We start from the raw sequence: 26,974 nt of genomic DNA on the forward strand, positions 1-26,974 counted from the left end.
CAGTGAGTACATTTATTAACATACTTGAAAACGGGAAGAAACCAACCGAAATACAGGTCTATTCTTCGGAACGGAAAAGCGGAAATGCATACCTTCAATTTGACTCCCTTCTCGATATATATGATGAAGAAAAGACGATTGAAAACATTCAAATCGACCATGTTGAAGAAATTAATGGAGCTTACCACATATCTGGACATGGAGAGGACTTCTCTGTTGAAACGGAATGGAAGAATGTTCAATCTGGATGTGGCTTTATTCAAGTGAACCTAAAGGTAACCTATAAAAAAGAAACATCCGGTAATTACGGGTTACAGGTTAATGGCAATTTAGCAGGGAGCGGGAAGCCGACTTGGATGATTCCTGGCGCTTTTTATAAAGAAAATCGCTTCGAGCATAATACCAGGAAATATCCACGATATGATTACCGGGATGGCAATCATGAGGAGATGGTATCAGATCATTGGTCATTTCGTTCAGACCGTGCCGCTCTTCCGGCTGTTTTTGCCTGGAATGATGAAATGTGCGGTGCACTTTGTGTCGATGAAATGAGTGAAGTGGGGTTAACTGGCCTGGGATTCAGAGGAAATAACTCTACAACATCGGTTTGGGTGAATTTTCCTTATAAAGAAGAACCAGTCACATTTGTTGGTGAACCGATTCCAGAGCCAAAGGACATTTCCTTGTACACATTTAAGCCAGGGGAAACCGTTCATTTACAGTTTAAAATCTATACCGCCTCATTTGATTTACATTCATATGATCTATTCGTCCGTGAAATGTACAGGCAGCATCAACAAGAGTACTCCTTAAATCCTTGGATGGGGCTTGAGGAGGCATCAGAATTAACAGCCCATGGTTTATATCGTTGGCACTATATGCCAGAACATAGTATTTTAGCCGAAACCGCTGCGTTTGACCGTGAGTTTAATAATAATGTAAAAGGAATGGGAGATCGTCCCCATATGCATGTGGGCTGGGTCAGCGGTGCGCCATATTCATACGCCCTCCTTACCTATGGCAGAAAGAAGGGTCATCAACCATATGTTGATGCTGCCATTGATGTAATGAACAATATTGCTTCGGCGCTTGCTCCGAGTGGAACATTCTGGGCATCATGGGTACTTGGCAAGGGCTGGGGAACTGGCTGGAATCCCAAGAATACCTGGCTGCAGGCAAGAACAATCTCTGAAGCCACATTGTTTTTGGTGCGTGCCTTAGCCTTTGAAAAGGAAGCAGGGGTAAGTCATCCAGATTGGGAAAAAGCAGTCCAATCCAACTTAGACTTTGCCGTAAAGAATCAACGATCTGATGGAAATTTCGGGTCTTATTACCACTTTGAAACAGGTGATGTCGAAGAATGGGACGGGGCAGGAGGAATTTTATGGATCGCTTCACTCCTTGAAGGAAGCAACTTCTTTGAAAAAGAAGAGTATCGGCTCACGGCAGTAAAGGCGGGGCATTATTATGAACATTTCGTGCTGGACGAATACATTTACGGGGCACCAGAGGATGTTCATTTAACTCCAACTTCTGAAGATGCTTATAATGCAGTGGTTGCTTATGTACTACTCTATGAAAATGACAAAAACGATAAATGGTTAAAGCTTGCCAAACATGCGGCTGATTGGTTAATGACCTTCCGATGGACTTACAACCTTGCCTTTCCAGAGCAAACATTTTTGCATCAATATGATTTTCGTTCACGTGGTGCGGACCAGGCATCACCTTCTAACCAGCATTTACATAATTACGGGTTATTCTGTGTTCCTGAGATGCTTCGTTTATGGAAGTACACAGATGATTCCTATTACTTAGACCGGACAAGAGATCATATTGCATGTTTCTTGCAGTTTATTGCTAGGAAAGATGGCGATTTTAATGCTTACAAAGGAATGGTAACCGAGCGTTTTTATAATACGAATTGTTTTCAGCCAAAGGGAATGATGCTGACATTATCACATTCATGGTGTGTAGGCCTTGTGTTATATGCCACCCAGGAAGCCTTACCTTTTAACCATTCATTACAACTGTCTTAATCTGAAAATTCCATTAACCATCTTGGCTTCCCATGATGGTTAATTTTGTTATTACTATTTAAATGGAGGAAACTTGGTATGAAAAAAAAACTTGCGATTATTCACACGACTCCTGTTACGATTGAGCCTTTGAAAGAGTTAACTGCCAAGATGATTGGAGATTGCGAGATTATTAATTTGGTGGATGACTCTATCCTGCCGCAGTTAAGCAAAAATGGCGGAAATATACAGGAAATCGCCCAACGCTGGGAAAGTTATGCAAAGATTGCGGAGCAGCTGGGTGCGGACTGTATTTTAAATGCATGCTCTTCGATTGGAGAACTTGTTTCTTTTACACAACCAAAAGTATCTACTCCTATTGTTCGGATTGATGATGCGATGGCAGAATTCGCAATTCATTCAGCTGAAAAAATCGGGGTAGCAGCTACATTGGAAACGACACTAAAGCCAACCTTGGAGTTGATAAAACAAAAAGCAAGTGAAAAAGGGAAAGCGGTTGAAATGGAGCCAATCCTCGTGGCATCTGCCTATCAGAAATTAATGGCTAATGATAAGGAAGGACATGATTTAGATCTAGCGATTGCCTTAAGGGAGCTGGCTAAAAAAGTTGATATCGTTGTATTAGCTCAAGCATCTATGGCAAGGGTCGTGTCCAATTTTACAGAGGAAGAGCAAAGTCTCTTTGTAACAAGTCCTGAATTGGGAATGGATGCAGTTAAGCGAACACTTCAAAAATAAAAACGAATAAACCACTACAAATACATAATAGAAGGAATGACGACGAATGAATCAATTAAAACCAACAAATGTCCTCCCGTTAACGAAAGCACTTGAAATGGCAGAAAAATTTCACTATGCAACAGGATCCTTTTCACCGCGCTATACAGCCATGATTGCACCAGTTCTACTAGCGGGTCAAAATTCAGCATCCCCGCTGATTGTTCAAATTTCACAAAAAGAATTAGAACGTTACGGAATTAACCCGTTTGAATTTGCGGATGAGTTTTATTTACAGCTTGAAAAGTTAGCAATTACTGTCCCAGTAGTTTTGCATCTTGACCATACAAAAGACATACAAGTAATTAAAGATGCCATTGCTGCTGGCTTCACATCAGTAATGATTGATGCTTCAGAAAAACCATTTGCGGAAAATGTAAAAATCACAAAGGAAGTCGTCGAATATGCACACGCCAAAGGAGTTTCTGTAGAGGCAGAACTTGGAATGATTGGAACCACTGATTTTATCGAAACCGATCATGATGAAGAATTATATACCGACCCGGTTGAAGCGGCTGAATTTGTTAAGCAGACAGGTGTTGATGCATTAGCTGTATCATGTGGAACTGCACATGGTGTGTATATGGTTCGTGAACCAAAGGTTGATTTCGAACGGTTAAGCGCTATTCGAGAATTAACTCCTGTACATCTCGTGCTTCACGGAGGATCAGGTGTACCTAGCGAAATGATGCAAAAGGCATTTCAATTGCCAAATGGCGGGGTAAGTAAAGTGAATATTGCCACCGATCTCGAACTTTCTTTCTTAAAAGCGATTGGACGTGAAGAAAGATTGACAAATGAAGAGTGTAATCATTTACCAGTTGAGATTTTACAAGTAGGACAGGCAGCGGTTGGAGAAACCGTTACGGAGAAAATCACACAATTTCTATTAAGTGATAACAAAGCAAGTCAATTCAACCAATAGAACAACGAGAATAAGGGCAGGGGTTGAGAAAATGAAAGATAAGACATTTCATATGATTGGGAACGCTCATTTAGATCCGGTTTGGCTTTGGCAATGGCAAGAAGGGTTTCAAGAAACAAAAGCTACGTTTCGTTCTGCCTTAGATCGAATGAAAGAATACGAAGATTTCATTTTCACTTCTAGTTCAGCTTCGATGTACGAATGGGTAGAAGAAAATGAACCTGAAATGTTTGCTGAAATTAAGGAGCGAATCAAAGAAGGACGCTGGCGAATTGTTGGCGGCTGGTGGATTCAGCCGGATTGTAACATACCAAACGGAGAATCCTTTGTACGACAAGGACTTTATGGTCAGCGCTATTTTCAAGAAAAATTTGGTGTAACAGCCAAGGTTGGCTACAACGTAGATAGTTTTGGTCATCATGGAATGCTGCCCCAAATTTTGAAAAAAAGCGGAATGGACTCCTATGTCTTCATGCGTCCGGCACCTAATGAAAAAGGGCTGCCAAATAATCTTTTTTGGTGGGAATCAGATGATGGCTCACGCGTGCTGGCCTTCCGAATCATGCATGAATATAATTCATGGGGAAAAGAACTTGATCGGATTGTCAAGCGATGTAAAGGCGAGTTTAAAGGAAACGTGCAAGACCAGATGATTTTTTACGGGGTTGGAAACCATGGCGGCGGACCAACAAAGGAAAATATTGAAAGCATTTATCGTTTAAATGAGGATGCTGCACTTCCTAATCTAGTATTCTCCACTCCTGAAGAATATTTTGACAAAGTAAAGAATACAAAGGATTTGCCAGTTGTTCATGATGATCTGCAGCATCATGCGAGCGGCTGCTATGCAGCCCATTCAGGTGTAAAGCAATACAATCGAAAGGCAGAAAATATGCTGGTAACGGCTGAGAAATATTCAGCTCTTGCATTTTGGTTAACAGGACAAGCTTATCCTGCTGAGTTTAACCGGGCTTGGAAGAATGTATTATTTAATCAATTCCACGATATTTTGGCGGGAACAAGCATTGAGCCAGCTTATGAGGACGCGCGGAATTTATACGGAGAAGCCTTGGCTATTGCTGACCGGGCACTGAATAATGCCATCCAGTCTATTTCATGGAAGATAGACATTGAGCAGGATGAGAGAATGAGGCCCATTGTTGTCTTTAATCCACACGCCTGGAATAGCAAAGTGAATGTCGAAATCGAAATTGGCAGCATTAAACCAACATCAGTGTTAATCGATGACCAAGGCCAGGCAGTTCCGTTTCAAACGGTACAGTCTCAAGCGACAGCGGGCGGACGATACCGCTTAAACTTTTTAGCTGATTTACCAGCTATGGGATACCGTGTTTATCGGATTTATTCAGAATTACCTGGGATCGAAACAGAAGTGGAACCAATAACAGCAAGTTCACATGCAATGGAAAATGATCGCTTTAAAATGGAGTTTGATCCTGAAACTGGTTGGATTTCTAGTCTATTTGACAAAAAGACGGGGCATGAAGTATTTTCAGGACCAGCATCAAGGCCGGTAGTGATCAATGATAAAACTGATACATGGAGTCATGACACCCTTCATTTTAATGAAAAGATTGGTGACTTCAAGGCTGTAAAAGTATATCTTGCTGAGCATGGTCCGGTTAAATCAGTGATCCGCGTGAAAAGTGAATACAATCGTTCTATCTTAATCCAAGACTTTACAATGTATCATGAAAAGGATCAAATCGATGTAAAAGTAACCGTTGATTGGCGCGAGAAATTTAAGATGCTTAAGCTTGTTTTTCCAATTAATTCGATCTTTAGAAAACAGACTTATGAAATTCCATATGGAACAATTGAACGAGAGCATAATGGTGAAGAAGAGCCAGGTCAAAGCTGGGTTGATGTTACTGGTGTTACACCAAACCATGAGGGAGTTTATGGATTAAGTCTCATTAATGACGCAAAATCCAGCTATAGCATTCATAATAAAGAGCTTGCATTAACAGTATTACGAAGCCCGATCTACGCTCATCATGATCCACTCGTACCAGAAGAGGACGAGGAATACTCATTTATTGATCAAGGCGTTCAACGTTTTGAATACTCATTACTACCTCATGAGGGAAGCTGGGAAGAGGCAGAAACACCGAAAAGGGCAGCGGAGCTAATTTGTAAACCAATCTCAATTATTGAGACTTTCCATAAAGGTTCGTTACCACAAAATGATTCTTATGTGACTGTAACTGCTGATAATGTGCTTGTAAGTGCAATTAAAAAAGCAGAAGACAATGAAGATTTAATTATTCGATTATATGAAACAAATAAACTGCCAACGGAAGCAGAGATCACCTTGCCAAAATTTGATCGGACTTTCAAGGCTGTCTTTAAGCCTTCTGAAATAAAAACCTTCCGTATTCCCAAGAATATTAATGAACCTGTCAGAGAGACAAATTTGATTGAATGGGATGAATAACAATGGTTATTTTCGATAAAAAACAAGATCTAAAAAGGCAATTAAGAGAAACAGGGAAATATATGATGCAATATGACCTTGCCTGGGGGAATTCAGGGAATATCAGTGCCAAAACCGAGGAAAATTCGTTTTTAATTACGTCGAGCGGAACGTATTTAGGAGATTTGGATTTAGAGGATTTTGCCGAATGTTCGATTGAAACAGGTCAGGGTATAGGCAGTGGCAGAAAACCTTCTAAGGAAATTCCGATGCATCTTGCCATCTATGAAACTCGTCCTGAGATTGGCGCTGTTTTGCATGCCTCGCCTTTATATAGCACATTGGTTGCTTCTTCTAACATTGAAATTCCTTCGTCATGGTTTGTTGAAGGCATGTATTATTTGGAAAAGATTGAGCGGGTGCCTTATGCACACCCTGGCTCAAAGGAACTTGGTGAGCTTGTTCGGGAACAAGCGAAAAAGGCAAACATTCTTCTATTAGAAAATCATGGCGTTCTTGTTTATGATACTTCCTTAAAAGAAGCGAAAATGGCATTGCAAACATTAGAAATGGCATGTCGAATGCTAGTAATCTCGCAAAAAGCTGGTGTGCACATACAAGAACTTTCTGAGGAAAAGGTCCAAAGTTTTCTTGTAGATTCAGGATATAAGCCAAGAAGGAAGTGGGAACATTGATTGGAATCGTTGCGGATGATATTACCGGAGCAAATGATATTGGAATCATGTTTGCAAAGTCAGATTGGGAGACAGTAGTATTTCCTTATCCATTTCGCAATAAAATGGGAACGTTCCCACCAGATGTATTAATCATAGATACGAATTCACGTCTGGATCAAACTGAAGAGGCCTATAAGAAAGTATTTGCAAGTACCAAAAGTCTCCAGACTCTTGGTTGTGAACAATTTTTCAATAAGACCTGTTCTGTTTTTAGAGGAAATATCGGTGCGGAATTTGATGCAATGCTCGATGCGCTTGAAAGCGAATTTGCGGTGATTGTTCTTGGGTTTCCTAAAAACGGCAGAACGACGATACATGGGCAGCACTTTGTTCATGGAAAGAAATTGGCAGACTCTGAGTTTCGTCATGATCCTGTCCATCCGATGCATCGCTCGGATTTGGTTGGAATTTTACAAGCGCAGACAGAAAGAAAAGTGGGACTAGTTGATCATGAGATTGTTGAACAAGGCAGTGAAAAACTGATACAAGAAATTAATTCAATGCGCTCCCATTGCCAGTACTTAATTATTGATGTCAAGGATCAGTCTTCCTTACAAGTCATTGCTAAAGCAATAAAGAATGAAAAAATTATTTGTGGTGCATCAGGGATTGCAGAAGAATTAGCCCTCGTTATGAATAAAGGTCAAAAAGGCACGGGTTCGATATCCATACCAAAATTAGAATCCGGGGTATTGTGTGCGGCCGGCAGCTTGATGCCGCAAACCTTTCATCAAGTAGAAGAAATGAAACAGCGCGGACTTCCTGTTTTTGAAATGAAATCACCGATTCTTTTTTCGGATCAAAAGGATGCCCATTTAGAGGAACTTATTACGAATCTTGTCACGCGGTTAAATGATGGCAAGGATGTTCTTGTTCACTCCTCTAATATTCAAGAGGTAGTCCAAGAAACAAAACAACTAGGTGCAAGTTTGGGTTATACCAATACTTCCGTTTCAAGAATGGTATCTGAAAGCTTAGCGTTTGTAGTAGATGAGACATTAAAAAGAACAAAAGTTAACCGATTGTTATTAGCGGGAGGAGAAACATCTGCTTCTGTTTGCAGCCGGCTCGGCGTCGAGGGATTGACTGTATGGAGAGAAATTGAACCAGGTCTTCCTTCATGTATTACTTTAGATCCTCCAACGCGGATGCTCGTACTGAAGTCAGGAAGCTTTGGAAGTAAGGATTTCTTTGCAAAGGCAATAAAGCACCTGAAAGAAAATTAAACTAACCATTTAATAGGGGATGTAGCAATGAATGCTAATTTAATGAATGCTAACTTAGAAAAGCTATTTAGAAAGTATCCGGAATTAGTAGAATGCCAAACAAGTATAGAGGAAGCATTCGAAATGATTAAACAGGCTTATCAGTCAGGAAGAAAGCTGTTATTAGCAGGTAACGGCGGCAGTGCAGCTGATTGTGAGCATGTTGTTGGTGAATTAATGAAGGGCTTTATGTCAAAACGTCCATTATCACAAGAGATGAAAGATAAACTAGCTTCGTCTTCAGGCGGCGATTACTACCTGGGAGAAAATTTACAAGGGGCTCTCCCTGCAATCTCATTGGTAAGTCACTCAGCACTCATGACGGCATTCGCCAATGATGTAGCCCCAGATATGGTTTTTGCTCAACAAGTGTTCGGATATGGTAAAGCAGGTGATGTATTTATCGGCTTTAGTACCTCGGGTAACTCCAAAAATATAAATCATGCGGTAAAGGTTGCCAAAGCCCTTGGGTTAGTAACCATTGGATTCACTGGAAAAGGCGGTGGAGAATTGAAAACGTTATGCGATGTAACGATTTCAGTACCCTTTGATTCCACACCTGATATACAAGAAAGACATCTCCCGATTTACCATACCCTTTGTATTTTATTAGAGGAGGCGTTCTTTGGATGATTCCCGTTTTAGCCGGTTTAGATATTGGCGGTACAAAATGTGCTGTTGTATTAGGAGTGGAAGATGAAAAAGGAATTAAGGTAGTGGCAAAGCAAAGCTTTCCTACTCCGGGGACACCTGACTCAGCCCTTTTAACAATGATGGATGAGTTAGAAAAGTTATTGCAGGAACAAAATGAAATGGAACTGAAAGCCATAGGAATCAGCTGTGGAGGCCCGCTTGATAGTAAAAAGGGTTTGATATTGTCGCCCCCAAATCTACCAAACTGGGATCGGATTGATGTGGTTTCACTATTAAAAGAACGTTTTCAAGTTCCCGTTTCTCTCCAAAATGATGCCAATGCCTGTGCATTGGCTGAATGGAAATGGGGAGCAGGAAAAGGCACGAACAACATGATTTTTCTAACGTTTGGTACGGGAATGGGTGCAGGTTTTATTTTGGATGGTCGTTTATATACAGGAACAAATGATTTCGCTGGCGAGGTCGGGCATATCCGTTTAGAGGATGATGGTCCGATTGGATTTGGAAAGGCAGGCTCATTTGAAGGCTTCTGCAGTGGCGGCGGAATCGCCCGCTTGGCACAGATGAAGGCAAAAGAGTGGTTAAATCAGGGAAGAGTGACCTCTGTTTGTTCTAATCAAGATGAAATTGCAGCAATTACAGCAAAAACAGTTGGTGAAGCGGCTCAAGCAGGCGATCTGTTTGCCAATGAGATCTACCGCATTGTTGGACAAAAATTAGGTCGAGGTCTGGCTTTATTAGTGGATATGCTAAATCCAGAAAGAATTATCATTGGAAGCATTTATTTGCGCCAGGAAGCATTGTTGAAGCCAATTGTCATGGAAGAACTTCGAAAGGAAGCACTTTCTTATTCTCTCGATGTTTGTACTGTGGTTCCTTCTGGCTTAGGAGAAAGTGTAGGTGACCTGGCGGCGCTTTCTGTTGCCAAATATGGACTAGAAATCAACGGTTAAGTTCTTTAACAAAAAATGAACAAAAGGAGTTATACGATGTTTCAATTCCAGCAAAATCATAACGAGCTGCAATGCCGTTTGAATAATAAAACCTTTCTTTCCGAGATTCAAGTGTCTATTAATCTGGAAAATCAATCCCTTCAAAATTTAGAATTAAAAACTAGTGAAGAGAGCACAGGAGAAGACCATCTGGGTTTTTATACTGAATATCGTTCTTCCTATAGCGATAATGATGATACAGTATTCACGAAATTACGATTCCGATGCTATGCTTCATCTATTACTGCATTTGTGGATGCAGATGTTAAAAATGAAGAATTGTTTAAAAAACAAGCATTTTTTTCACCACAGCGTGCCATCAACATTACCATTAACAACCTAATGGAAGATTATGAGATTATGGCAAACTATCAACATAAAGAGTGGTGGACGCGGCCATTCTTTACAGATAATATTCAAGAAATCCCAGAACGGACCCAATCGTTATTATTGAGAACAGAAAAAGAATACTATCATTTGCTGCCAGTTTGTGATGAAGTAGTACGGACAGATTTGAGCGGTACAAAAGATGGATTGAAAATCTCGATCTCACCATTTCATGGCGGCTATAATCATATATCCACATTTGCTTTTATTTTAGGAACGGGAAATAATCCTTACTCTTTAGTGAATGAAAATGTTAAGAAAGCCATCACGCTTTGTGGACAAAGCATCATGCCAAGAGAAGAAAAAAAGTATCCTGAGATTCTGGACTACTTAGGCTGGTGCAGTTGGGATGCCTTTTATCATGCGGTTAATGAAGAAGGAATCCTAACCAAGGCAGAGGAACTAAAACAAAAAAACCTTCCTGTTAAATGGATGATGATAGATGATGGCTGGTCCGAAGTGGAAAATAGAAAGCTTTACTCCTTTGATGCCGACCAGGAGAAATTTCCTCAGGGATTGGCCAATACCGTTTCATCCCTTAAAAATGAATTTGGTGTCAATTGGGTAGGAGTTTGGCATACCCTTGCAGGTTATTGGGAAGGAATTTCACCGAATGGACCGTTGGCTAAGTCATTAGATAAACATTTATTTACAGCCAAAAACGGCAGTTTAATACCATCACCCAAAGCGGAAGATGGATTTGGTTTTTGGCATGCTTGGCACTCGAAATTAAAGAAAGATGGAATTGACTTTGTAAAAGTCGACAGTCAAAGTGCTATTTCAAACTTTACGGTGAATAACCAATCTATTGGCGAAGCAGCAAGCGGGGCCCATACAGCACTCGAATCTTCCTGTTCCCTACATTTTGATAATACAGTCATTAACTGTATGGGAATGGCTGAGGAAAATATATGGCATCGTCCATACTCATCCGTTTCTCGCAATAGTGATGACTTTGTGCCGCAAGAAGAGCGCGGATTCAAAGAACATGCCTTGCAAAATGCCTATAACTCCCTATACCATGGTGCGTTTTATTGGGGAGATTGGGATATGTATTGGACGAAAAACCATGATGATCTGCAAAATATGATCTTACGAGTAGTCAGCGGCGGGCCCATTTATTTTAGTGATGCAGTAGATCAAACCAATCCAGACATGGTTTGGCCGTTAATTTATAAGGATGGAAAAATCATTCGTTGTGATCAACCTGGAGTACCAACTGAAGATTGCCTCTTTATTGATCCAACTCAAGCAAAAAAGCCATTAAAGATTTGGAACCAATGCAAGGGTGCAGGAGTTGTAGCCGCATTTAATATTAATGAAGGAACTGGATCAGTTCAAGGATCGATTGGTCCAAATGACGTACCAAATCTAGTGGGTGAATCGTTCATCATTTTTGACGTATTCACCAAGAAACATGTGGTTGTAAGCAAAGATGAACGAATAAATATTGAAATTGAGGAAAACGGGACCTCCCTTTATTTAATTATTCCAGTTGAAAAGCCATTTACACCTATCGGTCTTTTAAATAAGCTCATTTGCAATGATGGGATTGTAAAGGTTTGGAACCTGGATAAAGAATTGAAAGTAACCTTAAGAGAAGGTGGAGTTTTTGCTTTCTTGTCGGAAGGAACACCAGTTAAAGCGACGGTTAATGGTGAATTGGTCTTAATACACCAAGATTCTGCGAACGAGCAGCTGTTTACCATTGATTGCCAGGATGTTGAGGGTGAAGTGTTCCTAGAAATAAAAAAAGGTCACTAATGTAAAGGGGGGGGCTGTCATTGTGAATAATCATCGATTGCCTGCACAAGAAATCCCGATTTTGGCGGAAGTTGATGTCGTCATTATCGGTGGAAGCTTTGCTGGTTTATCAAGTGCCCTGCAATTTGCCAAACAGGGTAAACGGGTTATGGTGGTTGAATCAAGAACTTATTTAGGAAGTGATTTAACAGCTGCCCTCAGGCCTTGGATAACGACGCCGTATACAACAATGCCAATACCTAGACTAATGGAAGCTTGTGTAAATGCTTGTGGAAGAACTATTAGCAATGGAAATTCTCAATCGATCGTCTTTCACGTCGATCGATTGAAATTACAGTTGGAAGAGGAATTGTTGGGTGCGGGAATCCATTTATTGTATGCCTCGCTCCCAATTGGGATCACGAACCTTGCTGACAATTACAACGGGTTGATAATCGCCAATAAATCAGGACGACAATTAATTCGATGTCACGGAATTATTGACGCGACTGAAACGGCTATTACTACTTTTTTTAATGGTGAAGAATGGACATCATCAGAGAAAAGCAAAACGGGTTACTTTAAGCGAGTATTAGAGTTTACCAATGTCCAAGAAATAGATCAAATAGAAATTACGGTTCCATCCGGTTTAGGGATAAAACACAACAAGATTCACCTCTACAACGGCTATCACGGAAATGGACATTTCTATGTAGAATATGAAATGTTGTTACCTGCGGATAACAGTTTAGAAGCCAATCAACAGCGGGAACTAGCTGCTCAAAAAGCAGGAATGTCTCTTGCAGAATATCTGATTCATCACATACCGGCTTTCAATAAAGCCTTGTTATGTGCAAGTTCATATGAATTAAATGGCCCGTGTCAAGAAATGGAAGAGTCTCCAAAAATGCAACGACCGCTGGATCTTAATCATTTATCGGTAAATTATCCATATACATGGTGTTTTTATCAAGATCTTTATAAGCATGGGAATACGGATTGGCTTGACCCTGTCAAAGCAGCTGCATTAGGAGAACAAGTTGCAGAATTACTGAATAATCTTACTTTCAAAAAGGAGAATTCAGGGCAGACAAATGCACAGCTTTCAATTCAAGATGACTGTTTTGAAATGAAAATCCCTGTTGATTTACTGGACCGTAATGTGGACCAAGAGTTTGTTCCGGAACAGGAAATTTACTTATGTAAAACATCAGGTGTGCTAGTGGCAGGAGGCGGCTCTAGTGGGGCATCAGCAGCGATTGTGTCTACAGAAGAAGGTATCAAAACCATCCTTGTTGACCTCAATCCGGGACTTGGCGGAACAGGTACTTTTGGCGGCGTGGATAGCTATTGGTTTGGTAAGCGCCATGGATATGCTGAGAGAATTACGAAACTTGTCCATGATGTCCAGAAACGAATTAAGTACAAAGGTCATAAGTGGAATATTGAGGCAAAGAAGTTTGCTCTGATCGAAACGGCTGATCGTTTAGGAATTGAATGGTTGTTTAACACGATCACATTCGGGGCGATTACAAAAGGAACTAGGGTTTGCGGCAGCCTTGTGGCCACGAAATGGGGAGCTGGCACTGTATGGTGCGATTGTGTAATTGATGCTACTGGTGATGGCGATCTTGCTGCATTTGCGGGAGCTGAATTTGAATATGGCGCTGTCCGCGACCATGTAGTGATGTGGTATTCACTTGCTCAATACAAAGAGCCAGGTAAATTACAAAATAACTTCACGAGCATGGTGAATGTGTCAGATGTTCAAGACTATACAAGGGCAATTCTTGCTGGGAGAAGAAGATGGAGTGCTGACGTTGATGGCTGCCATGACCACGGCATTTATGTAGCTCCGCGTGAAAGCCGTCACATCATTGGCGATGTTGTCATGAACATGAGCGATCAATTGTTACATCGAAGCTGGACGGATTGTATTAACATTCATTTTAGCAACCATGATATGAAGGGAATTAGTGAGGCTGACTGGTTAAATGCCGGCCTAATCCCGCCAAACTTTGAAATTGAAATTCCGTATCGAATGCTTCTCCCAAAAGGACTGGACGGAATATTAGTGGTTGGCAAGGCGGTCTCGGCAACGCACGATGCACTCCCAGCAATTCGCATGCAATCAGATTTGGAAAACTTAGGAGGTATTGCTGCACTTGCCGCAGCGATGGCTGTGAAAGAAAAGCAGTATCCTAGACAGATAGATTACCGGCTTTTACAAGAAAGAATTATAAAAGAGGGCTTAATGCCTGAAAGTATTTTAACGAGAAAATTGGGGTCTATTCAATATACAGATGAAGAACTAAAGAGCTTGGTTGATTCAATTGAGATAGAGCCTCTGTACGAATACTCTCATATGCGGATGAATGAAATCTATCAACAGCGGATTCCATTCGTTGAAATTTGTACAGCGGGAGAGAGAATCATTCCGTTTCTTGAACAGGCATATGAGGACGCGGATAGAATTCGTAAGGTCCGGCTTGCACAAGCATTAGCCATGTATGGGTCAAACTCAGGTGTTCCGACTTTAATCTTTGAAATAATGACCATGCTGCAAGGAGAACAACTGCCGAAACGGACGGCCGATATTTTGTATGTAACGATGCCGCCTGACCACGGAGCGATGTCAGATGCCTGTTATTTACTTTACTCCTTAGGACTTACCAGAGATAAACGCAGTATTAAAGTTTGGCAGCGGGTTGCTGATTTACTGCAACCAACAGAAGAAGATTTTAAAGATAAGTTGTGGGGAATTTTTTATTATATCCATGCAATATGTGTTGGGGCTGAGAGATTAGGTGATGTGGATGCCATTCCAATGTTAAAGCAATTACTGCGCATCCCATCTGTCAACAATCAACAGTGTTATGCTGGCCATCAAGCAGACTTTTTCTTTGAAAGGCGTGCCCTTCTTGAACTAGCCATTGGCAGAGCCTTGGCGCGGTGCGGAAGTGCACAAGGGTATGAAACTTTAATCAATTATCTCGATGATGTCCGTTCCTTACTTAGTAAACAGGCTCATACAGAATTAAAGCGAATAAGTGCCCTTAAACTTCATAAGGATAGAAGGGTTTGGAAAGATTGGCTTGAGAGTAAAAAAGCTGCTTTAAAATCGCAGCCATATATAGTACATACAGATATTGGTGTCAACAATGAAACGATTCTAAGAAAAATAACTTTTGAAAGGGGTTAACAATCGTGTCAATTATTACATTCCCTAAAGATTTCCGCTTTGGGGTTTCTACGGCTGCCTATCAAATAGAAGGGGCATATAACGAAGACGGCAGAGGAATGTCGATCTGGGATACATTTAGTCGGATTCCGGGAAAAGTCAGAAACGGAGATAATGGCGATATCGCTTGTGACAGTTACCATCGCATCGATGAAGATATCGCCTTATTAAAAGAATTAGGTGTCAATACATACCGCTTCTCAATTGCCTGGCCAAGAATTTTTCCGAATGGAAGAGGAGAAGTAAATCAAAAGGGTCTGGATCACTATCATACATTTGTTGATAAATTGTTAGAAAATGGAATTGAACCTCTATGTACCATTTATCATTGGGACCTGCCGCAAGCACTTCAAGATGAAGGCGGATGGAAGAATCGCCAAACGATTGAGGCATTTGTGGAGTACTCAGATTTATTGTTCCATGAGTTCTCTGGAAAAATTAAATCATGGTTAACGATTAATGAGCCATGGTGTGTTTCATTCTTAGGATATTTCGTTGGAGAACAAGCACCAGGAGAAAAGAATCTCCAATCAGCTCTTGATGTAGCACATCATTTATTACTAGCCCATGGAAAAACGGTTAAGCGTTTTAAAGAGCTTGGAATTCCTGGAGAGATCGGTTTTGCGCCAAACGTTACTTGGTACGAACCATTTAGTGATCGCCCAGAAGATATCGAGGCTTGCAAGCGAATCTCTGCCTGGTTTACGGAATGGTTTTTCGATCCGGTGTTTAAAGGCAGTTATCCACAAATATTAGTTGATTGGTTTGCAACAAAAGGGGCAAAAGTAAACATCGAAGAAGGCGATATGGAACTCATTAATCAGCCTATCGATATCCTAGGAATCAATTATTATACGGGAACCGTCTCAAGATATAAAGAAGGTCAGGGAACATTTGATTGTGAACACATTGATTTTGGATTTGATCACACGGACATTGATTTCACCATCTATCCTGAAGGCTTTTATAAAGTGTTAATGGATATTAAAAATAAATATGGTGATGTCCCTATCTACATTACTGAAAATGGTGCAACGTATAATCAGGACCCAATAGATGGACGCGTACGAGATGATAAACGGATTAAATACCTGAAACAGCACCTAACACAAATTAGTCGTGCCCTTAACTCAGGGGTTAATTTAAAGGGCTATTGTATTTGGTCATTGATGGATAATTATGAATGGTCATACGGCTATAGCATGCGTTTCGGTCTCGTTCATGTGGACTACCAAACATTAAAAAGAACAAAGAAAGATAGCTATTATTGGTACAGTAAATTGAATCAAAATTATTGGTTTGAGTTGTAGGCCCCTATGAAACTACACTTTTACGGCGATATCCAAGGACTTGAAGAAGGATTATCAATTATTTGTCATGAGCTTAAGATTGAACAAAGCGAACAAGGATTTCCTATTCATGTGAAACAAATGGCTGGTCCGTTAAAGATCAACTGCAATCCGGAACGCGGGGAGATTTTCTTTGAAGAGAAGATTCACTTTTTTCGTGCAGTAGGATTATGGATACAGGCGTTTGAGGAAAAAAAGACGTTTCAGGTAATGGAAGAACCTCAATTTAAAACCAATGGTGTGATGGTCGATGTTTCCCGTAATGGGGTTTTGACTGTAGAAGGAATTCAAAATCTTCTGCGAAAAATGGCATTAATGGGTCTAAATGTCGTGATGATGTATACAGAGGATACATTTACAGTTGAAGAATATCCCTATTTCGGGTATATGCGTGGCCGGTATAGTGAGCAGGAATTGCGGGCATGTGATGATTATGCCCACCAGTTTGGAATAGAAATGGTCCCTTGTATCCAAACACTTGCCCATTTAACCGAGGCACTGAAATGGAATTATGCAGCAAACATAAAAGATACGGCCGATATTTTATTAGTTGGTAAGGAAGAAACCTATGAATTTATTGAAAAATTATTTAAGGCTGCATCCAAGCCATTTCGAAGCAATCGGATTCATATTGGTATGGATGAAGCCCACCAACTGGGTCTAGGAAAATATCTGGAACAGAATGGCTACCAAAAACGTTTCTCCATCATGAATGAACACTTGCATAAGGTTGTCGCACTTGCCGAAAAGTTATCTTTAACACCAATGATATGGAGCGATATGTATTTTAGACTTGGCTCGAAAACTGGTAATTACTACGACCTAAATGCCCACATACCAGAGGATGTCATTGATTCTATGCCGAAGAATGTCCAGATGGTGTATTGGGATTATTACCATACGGATGAGGAATTTTACCGAACATTTTTAAAAAAGCATAAAGAATTTGGCTCTGAGCCTATCTTTGCAGGCGGAGTTTGGACGTGGAATGGAATGGCTCCGAACTATGGAAAAACAATGGCAACTACAAATGCTGCATTGGAGGCATGTAAAAAAGAGGGTATCACTGAGGTATTCGCGACCATGTGGGGAGATAATGGTGCGGAAACACATCCATTCACCGGATTGGCCGGACTGCAGCTATTTGCCGAACACGGATATGGAAGAGCAGTAGATCACAAGAAATTAGCGAGACGGTTTTCATTTTGTACCGGTGGAGATTGGGACGACTTCATTGCCCTAAATGAATTTGATGAAACCCCTGGTGTTTCGAAAGATAACCTTCATGAATCACATCCATCTAAATTTTTGTTATGGCAGGATGTTCTACTCGGTTTATATGATGAAAATATCCGCAGCCTGCCGTTAGGCCAGCATTATTTAAACTTAGCGTCACGTATGGAAGAAGCGAAAGAACGGAATAAAAATTGGTCAGAGATGTTTTCTTTTTATTCCCAATTGGCCCGTGTACTAAGTGTAAAAGCAGAATTTGGCATCCATTTAAAAGCTGCTTACGACCGGCGGGATAAACAGGAGTTAGCGCAATTAAAGGACCAGCTTCCATTATTAAGAAGCATGGTGGATGAGCTCCGCAAACTGCACCGCTCTTTATGGCTTTCATCTTTAAAGCCTTTCGGCTGGGAAGTAATCGATATTCGATACGGCGGGATTTTGTCTCGATTAGATACAGTCGAATATCGGCTGTATTCGTGGCTCAATGGAAGCATTAGCAGCATTGAGGAATTAGCAGAAGAGCGTTTGTTTTTTGATGCACCATGGAAAATGCCTGAAGGTGCATTGGGTAGAAATACGTACCATCGAATTGTAACAGCAGGAGGATTCTCTGTATAAACAGTCGCAATTAGAAATTGAATGGAGGGATTCTTGTGATTATTGGGTTTCAAACGGCAAATTATTTTGCCCGGGCAATGAATTACCAGACTACTATGGAAAATTGGGGAGAAGCCGAACGGAAAGTAATTGAGACTTTTAGTTTAGAAGAATTTGACCGTATTTGCGGGGATATTCAAGGTGCAGGATTCCGGGATATCGAACTATGGATGGGGCATGCCTTTCCTAAATTTATGACTCCATATTTTGCAGAGGAAATACAGAAAATTTGGAAGAGTTATGGATTAAGTGTCTATTCTTATTCATGTTCGCTAGGTGATCCGGTTCGATATCCTCGATGGACCCATCTTTGTTTCGAAACAGCCAAGATGCTTGGAATAGAGTTAATTACCAGCGGGATTACCAAAGAATCAGCTCCCGTCATTTATAGCCTTTGTAATGAATATGGAATCAAGGTTGGCGTTGAAAACCACCCCGAAAAGCACCCTGATCAGATAAAGGCAGCGATTGGGGATTATGGTGACTTACTTGGTGCGACAGTTGATACAGGCTGGTATGGGACACAGGGCTTTTCAGCAGCTGAAGCAATCTGGCAATTAAAGGATTATTTACTGAATGTTCATCTTAAAGATGTCAGGGAGATCGGGGAGCATAACCCCGTTGCGCTCGGAACAGGAATTGCCGGTATTACAGAGTGTGTACACGCCTTGAGAGAAATCGGATATGATCGGACAGTATCAATTGAACAAGAAGCAGTTAAGCATGATCCAACCGATGACTGCGGGAAAGCTCTTGTATGGGTGAAGAGTTTACTTAATGAAGGTTAGTCCTAGTTCCAAAATTTTAAATATCAGTAAGGAGGAATGCAATCATGGTACGAATTGCAGTGGTCGGCACAGGCTGGCAAGGCCAAGGGCATTTAAGCACGATGAAGAATATGCCGGAAATTGAAGTGGTTGGTGTTTGTGAATTAAATAAAGAAACACTTTTAAAAGCAGTTAATAAATTTGCTGTGAAGGGCTATACCAGTTATGTGGACATGCTGGAAGAAAGCAAGCCTGAAGGAGTAGTAATCTGTACTCCGCCAGAGGTCCGGGAATTTCTTGTTCGTGAAGCCGCGGAGCGGGGAATCCACTGTTTTATTGAAAAGCCGCCTGCAAAAAGTCTCGAAATGGCACAAAAGGTGGAAGATATTTTAGCGCGAACCGGTGTCATTAATAGTGTGGGGTTTATGTACAGGTACAGCCCTGCTGTCGCCTATTTAAAAGAACTGATTAAAGGCAGAAGGATTACCCTGGTTCGCAGTGCCATGCTTGATGGGTTAGCGCTTCGTCCAAATTGGCCGCGCTGGTTCTTTAATAAAGAAATATCGGGAGGTCCTGTATTCGACCAGGCCATTCATATTTTTGATTTGTCGCGCTACCTGCTTGGAGAAATGGAGCGAGTAACAGGTTATCAAGACAATCTCGTTGTGCCAAAAGGCGAAGACTTTACTGTTGAAGATAGTTTTAATCTATCAATGAAATACCAGAATGGAATCTTGCAGAATCACACACATACTTGGTCCTATCCAGATGTCTTTACACAAATTGAATTCATCTCGGACCAACTCCATTTAGTACTTGACCTTGTCAATGGAAGTGTAACCGGAAAGGTAGAAGGGGAGCCTATTTCCTTTCAATCGGATGAAAATGCACTATACCAGCGGGAATTAGCGGCATTTGCAAAGGCGATAGAAGAAAAGAATCCTTCATTTGTTCTCTCTACTTATAAAGATAGTATTCAATCTCTTGATGTTGCCTTAAAAGCAAGTGATGCCCTCGAGTTAAGTACAAAAAACTTAGTTAAATAGTTTAGTATAACCAGGGGTGTCACTCGCAATATAAAGGCACCCTGGGTTTCCATGATCATTAAGTCTTTTTAAGGAGAGCGTTTTTATGCGTAGAACACTGTTATTTATAATGGAGTGGCTGTGGAGACTATTATTTCTGAACGCTATTTGGCTATTATTTTCACTCCCTATTGTTACTATTATTCCTGCCACAGCAGCAATGTTTGGAGTAATGGACAGATTGGTTAGAGAGGATCAAGATGAGCCGGACTTTAAGGTCTTTATTCGAGAGTTCAAAAGGTTATTCCTTAAAAGCTATCCACTTGGACTTTCCATAGTGATTATTGGCGGGCTGCTATTTGTTGATCTTTTAATCCTAAGAAACGCAATTTCTGATATGACAGAAATTATTCGAGTTGCCGTATTAGCATTTACCCTGTTATTCCTAATTGCTGTTTCGTATAGTTTTCCTGTATTTCTTCGCTATGAATATCCATGGTATAAGACTCTATTTTTTTCTTTCATGCTGGGAGTACGAAAGCCTGTTATCACTTTTCTCATGTCGTGTGGTTTTTTGTTGATTCTATTACTGTTGTTGTTTGTTACTGGCATTGGAGTATTATTAATAGCAAGTTTAACGGCACTAATTAGTACTGTTTCAGCACACTATATCATAAATAGACTGCCAAAAATAACCTTAAAAGAGGCTGGTGAAAACTTATAAAAAATATAAATAGAATATTCAAAAATGATTGACTTGTAAACGCATTCATATAATAATAGGGATAAGTCCACAAAACCTCACAAAATCAGTAATAAATTCCACAATAACAGTCATAATCATTTGACGATTCAATGAAAAAACACGGAGGGAGAGAAGTTTTCCAAAATCTAGTTGAACAGAAATGTGAGGTTGCGACCAATTAAAAAATTTTCTAGGGGGATTTTGAATGAAGACAGTAAGAAAAACATTAATGACACTGTTAATTCTAGCCATGAGCTTTTCGTTAATCCTAACTGGCTGTTCAAGCAAAGAATCCGGTGCAAACGAGAGTGGAAGTAAATCTAAGAATGGCGAAAAAGTTGTTATTGATTTTTGGACTTTTTGGGGATCTGAAACTCGCCGTCCAATTATTGAAAAAATTATTGATGATTTTAATAAATCTCAGGATAAAATCGAAGTCAAACATACATATCTGCCATGGGGAGATGTTTGGACTAAGAACTTAGCATCCATTGCTGCCGGAAATCCTGCAGACCTAATCATAAATGATATCAATGCAGTAGGCCACCGTGCGAAAAACAATCAAAATACAAATCTAGCAAAATATTTAAAGAAGGACCCAGCAGTTAAAGATCGTTTCTTCCCAGAACTTTATAATGCAAGTCTATATAAAGGGGATCCATATGCATTGCCATTTAACACAGATACACGTCTATTATTCTGGAATAAAAAAATGTTTAAAGAAGCAGGCCTTGATCCAAATACACCACCAAAAACATGGGCAGAGTTAGAAGAAATGGGTAAAAAGCTTGATGTGAAAAAAGGCAATAAATATGAAAGAATCGGTTACTTGCCAAATCAGGGAATCGGAGCCGATGTCTGGATGATCAATGCAGACGGAAAAGGTTACTGGGACTTTGATGCAAATAAAGCAGTTATCAATGATGAAACCAATGTAAAAGCGTTAACTTGGATGAAAAATTACTATGATTATTACGGTGATAAAACAATTAATAACTTTAAAGCTGAATTTGGTGAGCAAACAGCAGATCCATTTGTTGCTGGTAAATTGGCTATGACTACTGATAATGCAAATTTCTTCACAAAAATAAGAGATTATGGTGAAGGTATGGAATTTGGCGTGGCGCCGCTGCCTGAAATGGAACCAGGAACCGGTAATGAAAGCTGGGGCGGTGGATTTGTCGCCGAGATTCCTAAGGGAGCGAAACATCCTGATGAAGCTTGGGAATTCCTGAAGTATTTAACGGATGTCCAGGCACAAGAATACTGGGCGGTTAAAAACTTTGATATTGTTGCAAACAAAGAAGCAGCAGAAAAAGCTTCTACCAGTACAGAATTTACAGAGGATGGCAAGAAGGTATATTCATTAGCGAATGAAAATATGAAACAAACCTTGCTAACGCCAACACCAATCGAAGCACCAGATTATATCAATTTAATCCAGCCAGAGATTGAGTCCGTTCTATTAGGGAAAAAATCACCGAAAGAAGGATTGGATGATGCACAAAAAGCAGTAGAAGAGCTGGTTAAGAATAACAAATAGTCTTAAGCAGTATTTCAGGGAGTGACATCAATTCGCTCCCTGATTGCTTAAACTGGGAAGAAGGGATGATTCAAATGGAACCAAAGATTTTAGGAAAATCAGATATAAAAAGGAATATTATACACTCAAAGACAATGGTTTCATTACAGCGAAAGGAAGGTCTCCAAGGATACCTTTTTATTGCTCCATGGATAATTGGTTTTCTATTTTTCCTTGCAGGACCACTACTATTTTCCCTCTATGGTAGTTTTACCAATTATAATATCACCTCAAGTATGGATTTCATCGGGCTGGATAATTTTAAAAAGATGTTTACAAATGACCCGATAATTTGGCTTTCACTGCGAAATACCCTCTATTTTGTCGTCGTTTCTGTACCGTTAACAACAGCTGGTGCTGTTCTGCTCGCTGTTCTTTTAAACCAAGGTGTTCGGGGAATGAGAGTATTTCGAACGATTTTCTATTTGCCGGCGGTTTTATCTGGTGTGGGTGTCTATTTACTTTGGATGCAATTACTGAGTCCTTCCACAGGATTGGTTAATACATTGCTTGGTTTTGTTGGAATTGAAGGACCGGCATGGCTGACGGATCCATCTTGGACAAAGAACGCATTAATCTTTATGAAAATGTGGAGTGTCGGCGGCGGAATGCTATTGTACCTGGCAAGTCTGCAAGGTGTTTCACCTTCTCTGTATGAAGCAGCAGAGATTGATGGGGCAAGTACATTTAGGAAGTTTTTTCATATTACCCTGCCTATGATTACACCAGTTATCTTTTTCGATCTTGTAACAAGTACAATTGGAGCGTTCCAAATTTTTCAAGAAGCTTATGTAATGAGTGAAAGTGGAGATGGCGGGCCGGCAAATTCATTAGTTTTTTATAATTTACATATGTGGAACAAAGCGTTTGAAGTTTTCGATATGGGTTACGCGATGGCGATGTCGTGGGTTTTATTTATCATCATCCTCGTGTTAACGGTATTCAACCTAAAGCTTGCCCCACGCTGGGTACATTATGAAGGGGAGGATCAAAAATGAGCGAAGTGGTCCAAAAGAGGAGCGGAACACAAATGAGTGAAGTCGTCCAAGAAAAAGATAACTATTTTAAAAGTTTACGATTCAAGAAAAAAGTAGGTCAAGCCATTATCTTAACCATCCTCATTCTTGGAAGCTTGTTAATATTATCGCCAATCTGGTGGATGTTCGCCACATCTTTAAAAGATATGAAAGAAATTATGACATACCCGCCAACCTTTATCCCAAAAGAGTGGCACTGGGAAAACTATGGAATTGCCTTAGAAAAGGGATCTTTTTTTAGATACACCTGGAATACTTTATTTATTACAAGTTTCGTTGTATTAGGGAATGTTCTCGCCAATTCGTTCATCGCTTATGGATTTGCCAAAATTCAGTTTAAAGGACGAAACTTTTTGTTTGCAGTAGTGCTGGCAACGATGATGATTCCTGGTTTCGTTACGTTAATTCCTCAATATGTGCTTTATGCCAAATTGGGTTGGCTAAATACCTATATTCCATTAATTCTCCCGGCTTTCTTTGGAAGTGCCTTTTTTATCTTCTTACTTCGTCAATTCTTTTTGACGATACCAAATGAATTAATTGAAGCAGCCAAAATAGATGGGGCTAATCATCTTTATATCTGGTGGAAAATCATCATTCCGCTTGCCAAACCAGCCATTGCTACGGTTGCGATTTTTTCCTTTAACGGCGCATGGAATGATTTTCTTGGACCATTATTATTCTTAAATGATGAATCAATGTATACTTTGCAGCTTGGCTTGCAAGTGTTTAAAGGACAAAATGACACCCAATGGAACTTTTTGATGGCTGGATCAATCATGGTTTTATTACCGGTTATCCTGCTGTTCTTCTTCTTCCAACGTTACTTTATCGAAGGAATGAATTTAACGGCTGGTTCTAAAGGATAAGGTGTACAAGGAAAAAGTGGAAGGAATTGTTTAGACAATGGGATTGCTTGGTATTGATATTGGGACAACACATTGTAAGGCGGGTTTTTTTCAAGAAAATGGATCAATCCTAAAAATTGCTGTTCGTCCAACTATTACTCATTATAACCAAAAAGGTGAACCGTTTTTCTCTCCATCAGAAATTTGGAGAAATATTGCAAGCTGTCTAAAGGAGATTTTATCCGGCTGTGATGAAAAGGTTTCGGCTATCGGTATAACTAGTATGGCCGAAACTGGTCTACTGCTGGACAGGAGAACTGGAAAACCAAGAACTAATTTCATTCCATGGTTCAGCCGCTGTGCGGAAACCGAAGCAGAGGAAATATCAAAAGAAGATCGACCCTTTGATCGCTTTCAAAAAACAGGTCTTCATAATAGCTACAAGTACGGGCTGGCAAAAATATTACAATTGAAAAAACAGGATAAGGATATTTTGGAAGAGGCTGTCTGGCTGTCGGCATCAGATTATATTGCCTACTTGCTAACCGGGAATCTTGCAACAGATTATACCCTGGCTGCAAGGACCTATGCGTTCCGGATTGACCAACTAACATGGGACCAGCCGTGGATAAAGCACTTTGGGTTACCGGAACAATTATTTCCAGAAGTAATGCCAAGTGGAAAACTAATGGGTGTGACTCAACCAAAAGCGTTAGACCAGCTAGGACTTTCTACAGGAATACCTGTCGCCATTGCAGGTCATGACCACCTTGTTGCTGCCCTTGCCGTTGGTGCTGTCAATCCAGGTAATGTATTTAATTCAATTGGAACCGCCGAGACAATGGTAGGTACGTTTGAGAAAAGGCAGCTTAAAGATATAGAATACGCTTCAGGTATGACCTTCGGCTGTCATATCGTCCGGAACCGCCTCTTTTGGATGGGAGGAATTTCAGCCTCCGGAGGTTCAATTGAATGGTTCAGGGAACAATTCGCAGATCGAAAAATGACCTACGAAGAAATTATGACCCTCTCTTCTAATGTAAAAGCAGGCCCGTCACGTATCTTATATTACCCATACTTGTCCGGAAGCGGCTCACCGCAGCCAGACACATACGCAAGAGGGGCTTTCGTTGGTCTCAAGACATCTCATCAAAGGAGAGATCTTTTGAAAGCAATGATGGAGGGAACAGCGTATGAATTGGAATCGATACGCAGATCTGCAGAAAGGATTTCTGGATACCGGATTAACCGAATGACTTCAGTTGGCGGAGGGACGAAAAATAAATACTGGATGCAAATAAAAGCAGACATTACCAATTGCCAGTTAACTATCCCGGAAATTAATGAAGCAACCATGCTTGGAGCTGCTATAGCAGCAGGAATTGGCAGCGGGGTTTATAAGAGCGAGGAAGAGGCGGTTTTGGCAGTCCGCTATACGCACAGCAAGGAAATAGTGCCAAATCAGGAATTCCATCAGGAATATAAACACTTATATGAAGAAGGGTATATGGGGCTGCAGGAACAACTACGGAATTTTTATCGCCGTTTTCCATCGTCCCTAACAAATGAATGAGTAATTAGATAAATAGAGGAGCTTATGATGATGACTAATAAAACAGATTTAATCAATGTATTGACGTTAAAAGAAGCCCTGGAGGAAGCAGAAAAAAAGGGCTATGCGATTGGCTCTTTCTCTCCACGGTATACTCCTATGATCCGCCCTGTTTTAAGGGCGGGTGAAAAAACAAAATCACCGTTAATTGTCCAAATTTCACAAAAAGAATTAGAACGGTATGGCATTACTCCGTTCGAATTCGCAGAAGAATTTTACCGAGCAGTCGAAGAAGAGAGTATTACAGTTCCGGTCGTTCTTCACCTTGACCATACAAAGCAAATCTCTGTTCTTGAAGATGCGATTGAGGCTGGGTTTACTTCCGTGATGATTGACGCTTCGGAGCACGAGTTAGCCGAAAATATCTCTATCAGTAAAAAGGTTGTGGACTATGCCCATGCGAAAGGTGTTTCCGTAGAGGCTGAGTTGGGAAAAATCGGAACAACTGATTTTGTGGAAACTGACAAGGATGAGGAGCTCTACACCGATCCAGCTGAGGCTTTGCAGTTTGTAAATGAAACCGGCTGTGATGCATTGGCGGTTTCATGCGGTACGGCCCATGGTGTCTATCTTGTTAGACAGCCAAAGGTAGACCTTGAGAGACTAAAAGCCATTCGGAAATTAACACCGGTTCATTTAGTTCTTCATGGTGGATCAGGTGTACCTGCTGAGATGATTATTGCAGCTACGAAGCTTCCAAATGGCGGTGTTAGTAAAGTGAATATTGCAACAGATTTGGAGATTTCCCTTCTAAAATCGCTAGGAAAAGAAGAACGGATGACAAACGAGGAATGCAAATCACTATCAAACGAGCAGTTAGAAATGGCGCAAAAAGCCGTTGAGGCAACAGTAATCGAAAAAATTCAGCACTCTCTGGGCAGTTCAAATCAGGCAGAAAACTTTCAGGGTTAATAAAAGGAGC

General features: G+C 40.5%; 20 protein-coding genes. All 20 read left to right on the forward strand.

Features of this window, described 5'->3' with window-relative positions:
- Positions 1 to 2: 2 nt before the first annotated feature.
- The 20 genes from ACE198_RS18120 (at position 3) to ACE198_RS18215 (ending at position 26,964) form a co-directional block, all read left to right on the forward strand.
- Positions 3 to 2,039 (forward strand): YyaL domain-containing protein, encoded by a 2,037-nt coding sequence (locus tag ACE198_RS18120; protein WP_375376549.1) that lies wholly within the window; start codon positions 3 to 5, stop codon positions 2,037 to 2,039.
- A gap of 78 nt (positions 2,040 to 2,117) precedes the next feature.
- Positions 2,118 to 2,777 (forward strand): aspartate/glutamate racemase family protein, encoded by a 660-nt coding sequence (locus tag ACE198_RS18125; RefSeq protein ID WP_375376550.1) that lies wholly within the window; start codon positions 2,118 to 2,120, stop codon positions 2,775 to 2,777.
- A 46-nt stretch (positions 2,778 to 2,823) separates the two neighbouring features.
- On the forward strand, positions 2,824 to 3,741 hold the full coding sequence (locus ACE198_RS18130; protein WP_375376551.1) for a class II fructose-bisphosphate aldolase: 918 nt from the start codon (positions 2,824 to 2,826) through the stop codon (positions 3,739 to 3,741).
- Between the two features lie 31 nt (positions 3,742 to 3,772).
- On the forward strand, positions 3,773 to 6,199 hold the full coding sequence (locus tag ACE198_RS18135) for an alpha-mannosidase (protein WP_375376552.1): 2,427 nt from the start codon (positions 3,773 to 3,775) through the stop codon (positions 6,197 to 6,199).
- Between the two features lie 2 nt (positions 6,200 to 6,201).
- Positions 6,202 to 6,873: a class II aldolase/adducin family protein gene (locus ACE198_RS18140; protein ID WP_375376553.1), complete on the forward strand. Its 672-nt coding sequence runs from the start codon at positions 6,202 to 6,204 to the stop codon at positions 6,871 to 6,873.
- The gene (locus tag ACE198_RS18145; protein ID WP_375376554.1) at positions 6,870 to 8,141 is read left to right on the forward strand and encodes a four-carbon acid sugar kinase family protein; all 1,272 of its coding nucleotides are present in this window, start codon (positions 6,870 to 6,872) and stop codon (positions 8,139 to 8,141) included. Before ACE198_RS18140 ends, ACE198_RS18145 begins: the two co-directional genes overlap by 4 nt.
- Positions 8,142 to 8,168: 27 nt before the next feature.
- Positions 8,169 to 8,813 carry a D-sedoheptulose-7-phosphate isomerase gene (locus tag ACE198_RS18150; protein WP_375376555.1) on the forward strand — a complete coding sequence of 215 codons (645 nt, stop codon included), beginning with the start codon at positions 8,169 to 8,171 and terminating at the stop codon, positions 8,811 to 8,813.
- Complete coding sequence (locus ACE198_RS18155) at positions 8,810 to 9,787, forward strand: ROK family protein (protein WP_375376556.1); 978 nt, start codon at positions 8,810 to 8,812, stop codon at positions 9,785 to 9,787. The genes ACE198_RS18150 and ACE198_RS18155 overlap by 4 nt, the downstream gene beginning before the upstream one ends.
- Positions 9,788 to 9,823: 36 nt before the next feature.
- Positions 9,824 to 11,977 (forward strand): Sip1-related alpha-galactosidase, encoded by a 2,154-nt coding sequence (locus tag ACE198_RS18160; RefSeq protein WP_375376557.1) that lies wholly within the window; start codon positions 9,824 to 9,826, stop codon positions 11,975 to 11,977.
- A 22-nt stretch (positions 11,978 to 11,999) separates the two neighbouring features.
- Positions 12,000 to 15,158 carry an FAD-dependent oxidoreductase gene (locus ACE198_RS18165; protein ID WP_375376558.1) on the forward strand — a complete coding sequence of 1,053 codons (3,159 nt, stop codon included), beginning with the start codon at positions 12,000 to 12,002 and terminating at the stop codon, positions 15,156 to 15,158.
- Positions 15,159 to 15,163: 5 nt separating this feature from the next.
- Positions 15,164 to 16,507 (forward strand): GH1 family beta-glucosidase, encoded by a 1,344-nt coding sequence (locus tag ACE198_RS18170; protein WP_375376559.1) that lies wholly within the window; start codon positions 15,164 to 15,166, stop codon positions 16,505 to 16,507.
- Between the two features lie 6 nt (positions 16,508 to 16,513).
- The gene (locus ACE198_RS18175; protein ID WP_375376560.1) at positions 16,514 to 18,397 is read left to right on the forward strand and encodes a beta-N-acetylhexosaminidase; all 1,884 of its coding nucleotides are present in this window, start codon (positions 16,514 to 16,516) and stop codon (positions 18,395 to 18,397) included.
- A gap of 35 nt (positions 18,398 to 18,432) precedes the next feature.
- Positions 18,433 to 19,224, forward strand: a complete 792-nt coding sequence (locus ACE198_RS18180) for a sugar phosphate isomerase/epimerase family protein (RefSeq protein ID WP_375376561.1) — start codon at positions 18,433 to 18,435, stop codon at positions 19,222 to 19,224.
- A gap of 44 nt (positions 19,225 to 19,268) precedes the next feature.
- Positions 19,269 to 20,249 carry a Gfo/Idh/MocA family protein gene (locus tag ACE198_RS18185; RefSeq protein ID WP_375376562.1) on the forward strand — a complete coding sequence of 327 codons (981 nt, stop codon included), beginning with the start codon at positions 19,269 to 19,271 and terminating at the stop codon, positions 20,247 to 20,249.
- An 85-nt stretch (positions 20,250 to 20,334) separates the two neighbouring features.
- Positions 20,335 to 20,952, forward strand: coding sequence for a YesL family protein (locus ACE198_RS18190; RefSeq protein WP_375376563.1), 618 nt, complete (start codon positions 20,335 to 20,337; stop codon positions 20,950 to 20,952).
- Positions 20,953 to 21,178: 226 nt separating this feature from the next.
- A complete protein-coding gene (locus tag ACE198_RS18195; protein ID WP_098572867.1) occupies positions 21,179 to 22,516 on the forward strand; it encodes an ABC transporter substrate-binding protein in 1,338 nt (445 codons plus the stop codon).
- Positions 22,517 to 22,650: 134 nt separating this feature from the next.
- Positions 22,651 to 23,553 (forward strand): carbohydrate ABC transporter permease, encoded by a 903-nt coding sequence (locus ACE198_RS18200; protein WP_180230056.1) that lies wholly within the window; start codon positions 22,651 to 22,653, stop codon positions 23,551 to 23,553.
- Positions 23,550 to 24,461 (forward strand): carbohydrate ABC transporter permease, encoded by a 912-nt coding sequence (locus ACE198_RS18205; protein WP_375376564.1) that lies wholly within the window; start codon positions 23,550 to 23,552, stop codon positions 24,459 to 24,461. The genes ACE198_RS18200 and ACE198_RS18205 overlap by 4 nt, the downstream gene beginning before the upstream one ends.
- Before the next feature lie 37 nt (positions 24,462 to 24,498).
- Positions 24,499 to 26,013: an FGGY-family carbohydrate kinase gene (locus tag ACE198_RS18210; RefSeq protein ID WP_375376565.1), complete on the forward strand. Its 1,515-nt coding sequence runs from the start codon at positions 24,499 to 24,501 to the stop codon at positions 26,011 to 26,013.
- 30 nt (positions 26,014 to 26,043) lie between these two features.
- Complete coding sequence (locus tag ACE198_RS18215; protein WP_375376566.1) at positions 26,044 to 26,964, forward strand: class II fructose-bisphosphate aldolase; 921 nt, start codon at positions 26,044 to 26,046, stop codon at positions 26,962 to 26,964.
- The last annotated feature ends 10 nt before the right edge of the window (positions 26,965 to 26,974 follow it).

The organism is Neobacillus sp. KR4-4, from assembly GCF_042136325.1.
Classification (GTDB): domain Bacteria; phylum Bacillota; class Bacilli; order Bacillales; family Cytobacillaceae; genus Neobacillus.

What these genes read in the sequence shown, in the direction of transcription:
- ACE198_RS18135 (WP_375376552.1), top strand. Translation starts at nt 3,773, where the DNA reads ATGAAAGATAAGACATTTCATATGATTGGGAACGCTCATTTAGATCCG.
- ACE198_RS18205 (WP_375376564.1), top strand. Translation starts at nt 23,550, where the DNA reads ATGAGCGAAGTGGTCCAAAAGAGGAGCGGAACACAAATGAGTGAAGTC.
- ACE198_RS18140 (WP_375376553.1), top strand. Translation starts at nt 6,202, where the DNA reads ATGGTTATTTTCGATAAAAAACAAGATCTAAAAAGGCAATTAAGAGAA.
- ACE198_RS18175 (WP_375376560.1), top strand. Translation starts at nt 16,514, where the DNA reads ATGAAACTACACTTTTACGGCGATATCCAAGGACTTGAAGAAGGATTA.
- ACE198_RS18210 (WP_375376565.1), top strand. Translation starts at nt 24,499, where the DNA reads ATGGGATTGCTTGGTATTGATATTGGGACAACACATTGTAAGGCGGGT.
- ACE198_RS18150 (WP_375376555.1), top strand. Translation starts at nt 8,169, where the DNA reads ATGAATGCTAATTTAATGAATGCTAACTTAGAAAAGCTATTTAGAAAG.
- ACE198_RS18155 (WP_375376556.1), top strand. Translation starts at nt 8,810, where the DNA reads ATGATTCCCGTTTTAGCCGGTTTAGATATTGGCGGTACAAAATGTGCT.
- ACE198_RS18190 (WP_375376563.1), top strand. Translation starts at nt 20,335, where the DNA reads ATGCGTAGAACACTGTTATTTATAATGGAGTGGCTGTGGAGACTATTA.
- ACE198_RS18125 (WP_375376550.1), top strand. Translation starts at nt 2,118, where the DNA reads ATGAAAAAAAAACTTGCGATTATTCACACGACTCCTGTTACGATTGAG.
- ACE198_RS18160 (WP_375376557.1), top strand. Translation starts at nt 9,824, where the DNA reads ATGTTTCAATTCCAGCAAAATCATAACGAGCTGCAATGCCGTTTGAAT.
- ACE198_RS18185 (WP_375376562.1), top strand. Translation starts at nt 19,269, where the DNA reads ATGGTACGAATTGCAGTGGTCGGCACAGGCTGGCAAGGCCAAGGGCAT.
- ACE198_RS18130 (WP_375376551.1), top strand. Translation starts at nt 2,824, where the DNA reads ATGAATCAATTAAAACCAACAAATGTCCTCCCGTTAACGAAAGCACTT.
- ACE198_RS18195 (WP_098572867.1), top strand. Translation starts at nt 21,179, where the DNA reads ATGAAGACAGTAAGAAAAACATTAATGACACTGTTAATTCTAGCCATG.
- ACE198_RS18215 (WP_375376566.1), top strand. Translation starts at nt 26,044, where the DNA reads ATGACTAATAAAACAGATTTAATCAATGTATTGACGTTAAAAGAAGCC.
- ACE198_RS18200 (WP_180230056.1), top strand. Translation starts at nt 22,651, where the DNA reads ATGGTTTCATTACAGCGAAAGGAAGGTCTCCAAGGATACCTTTTTATT.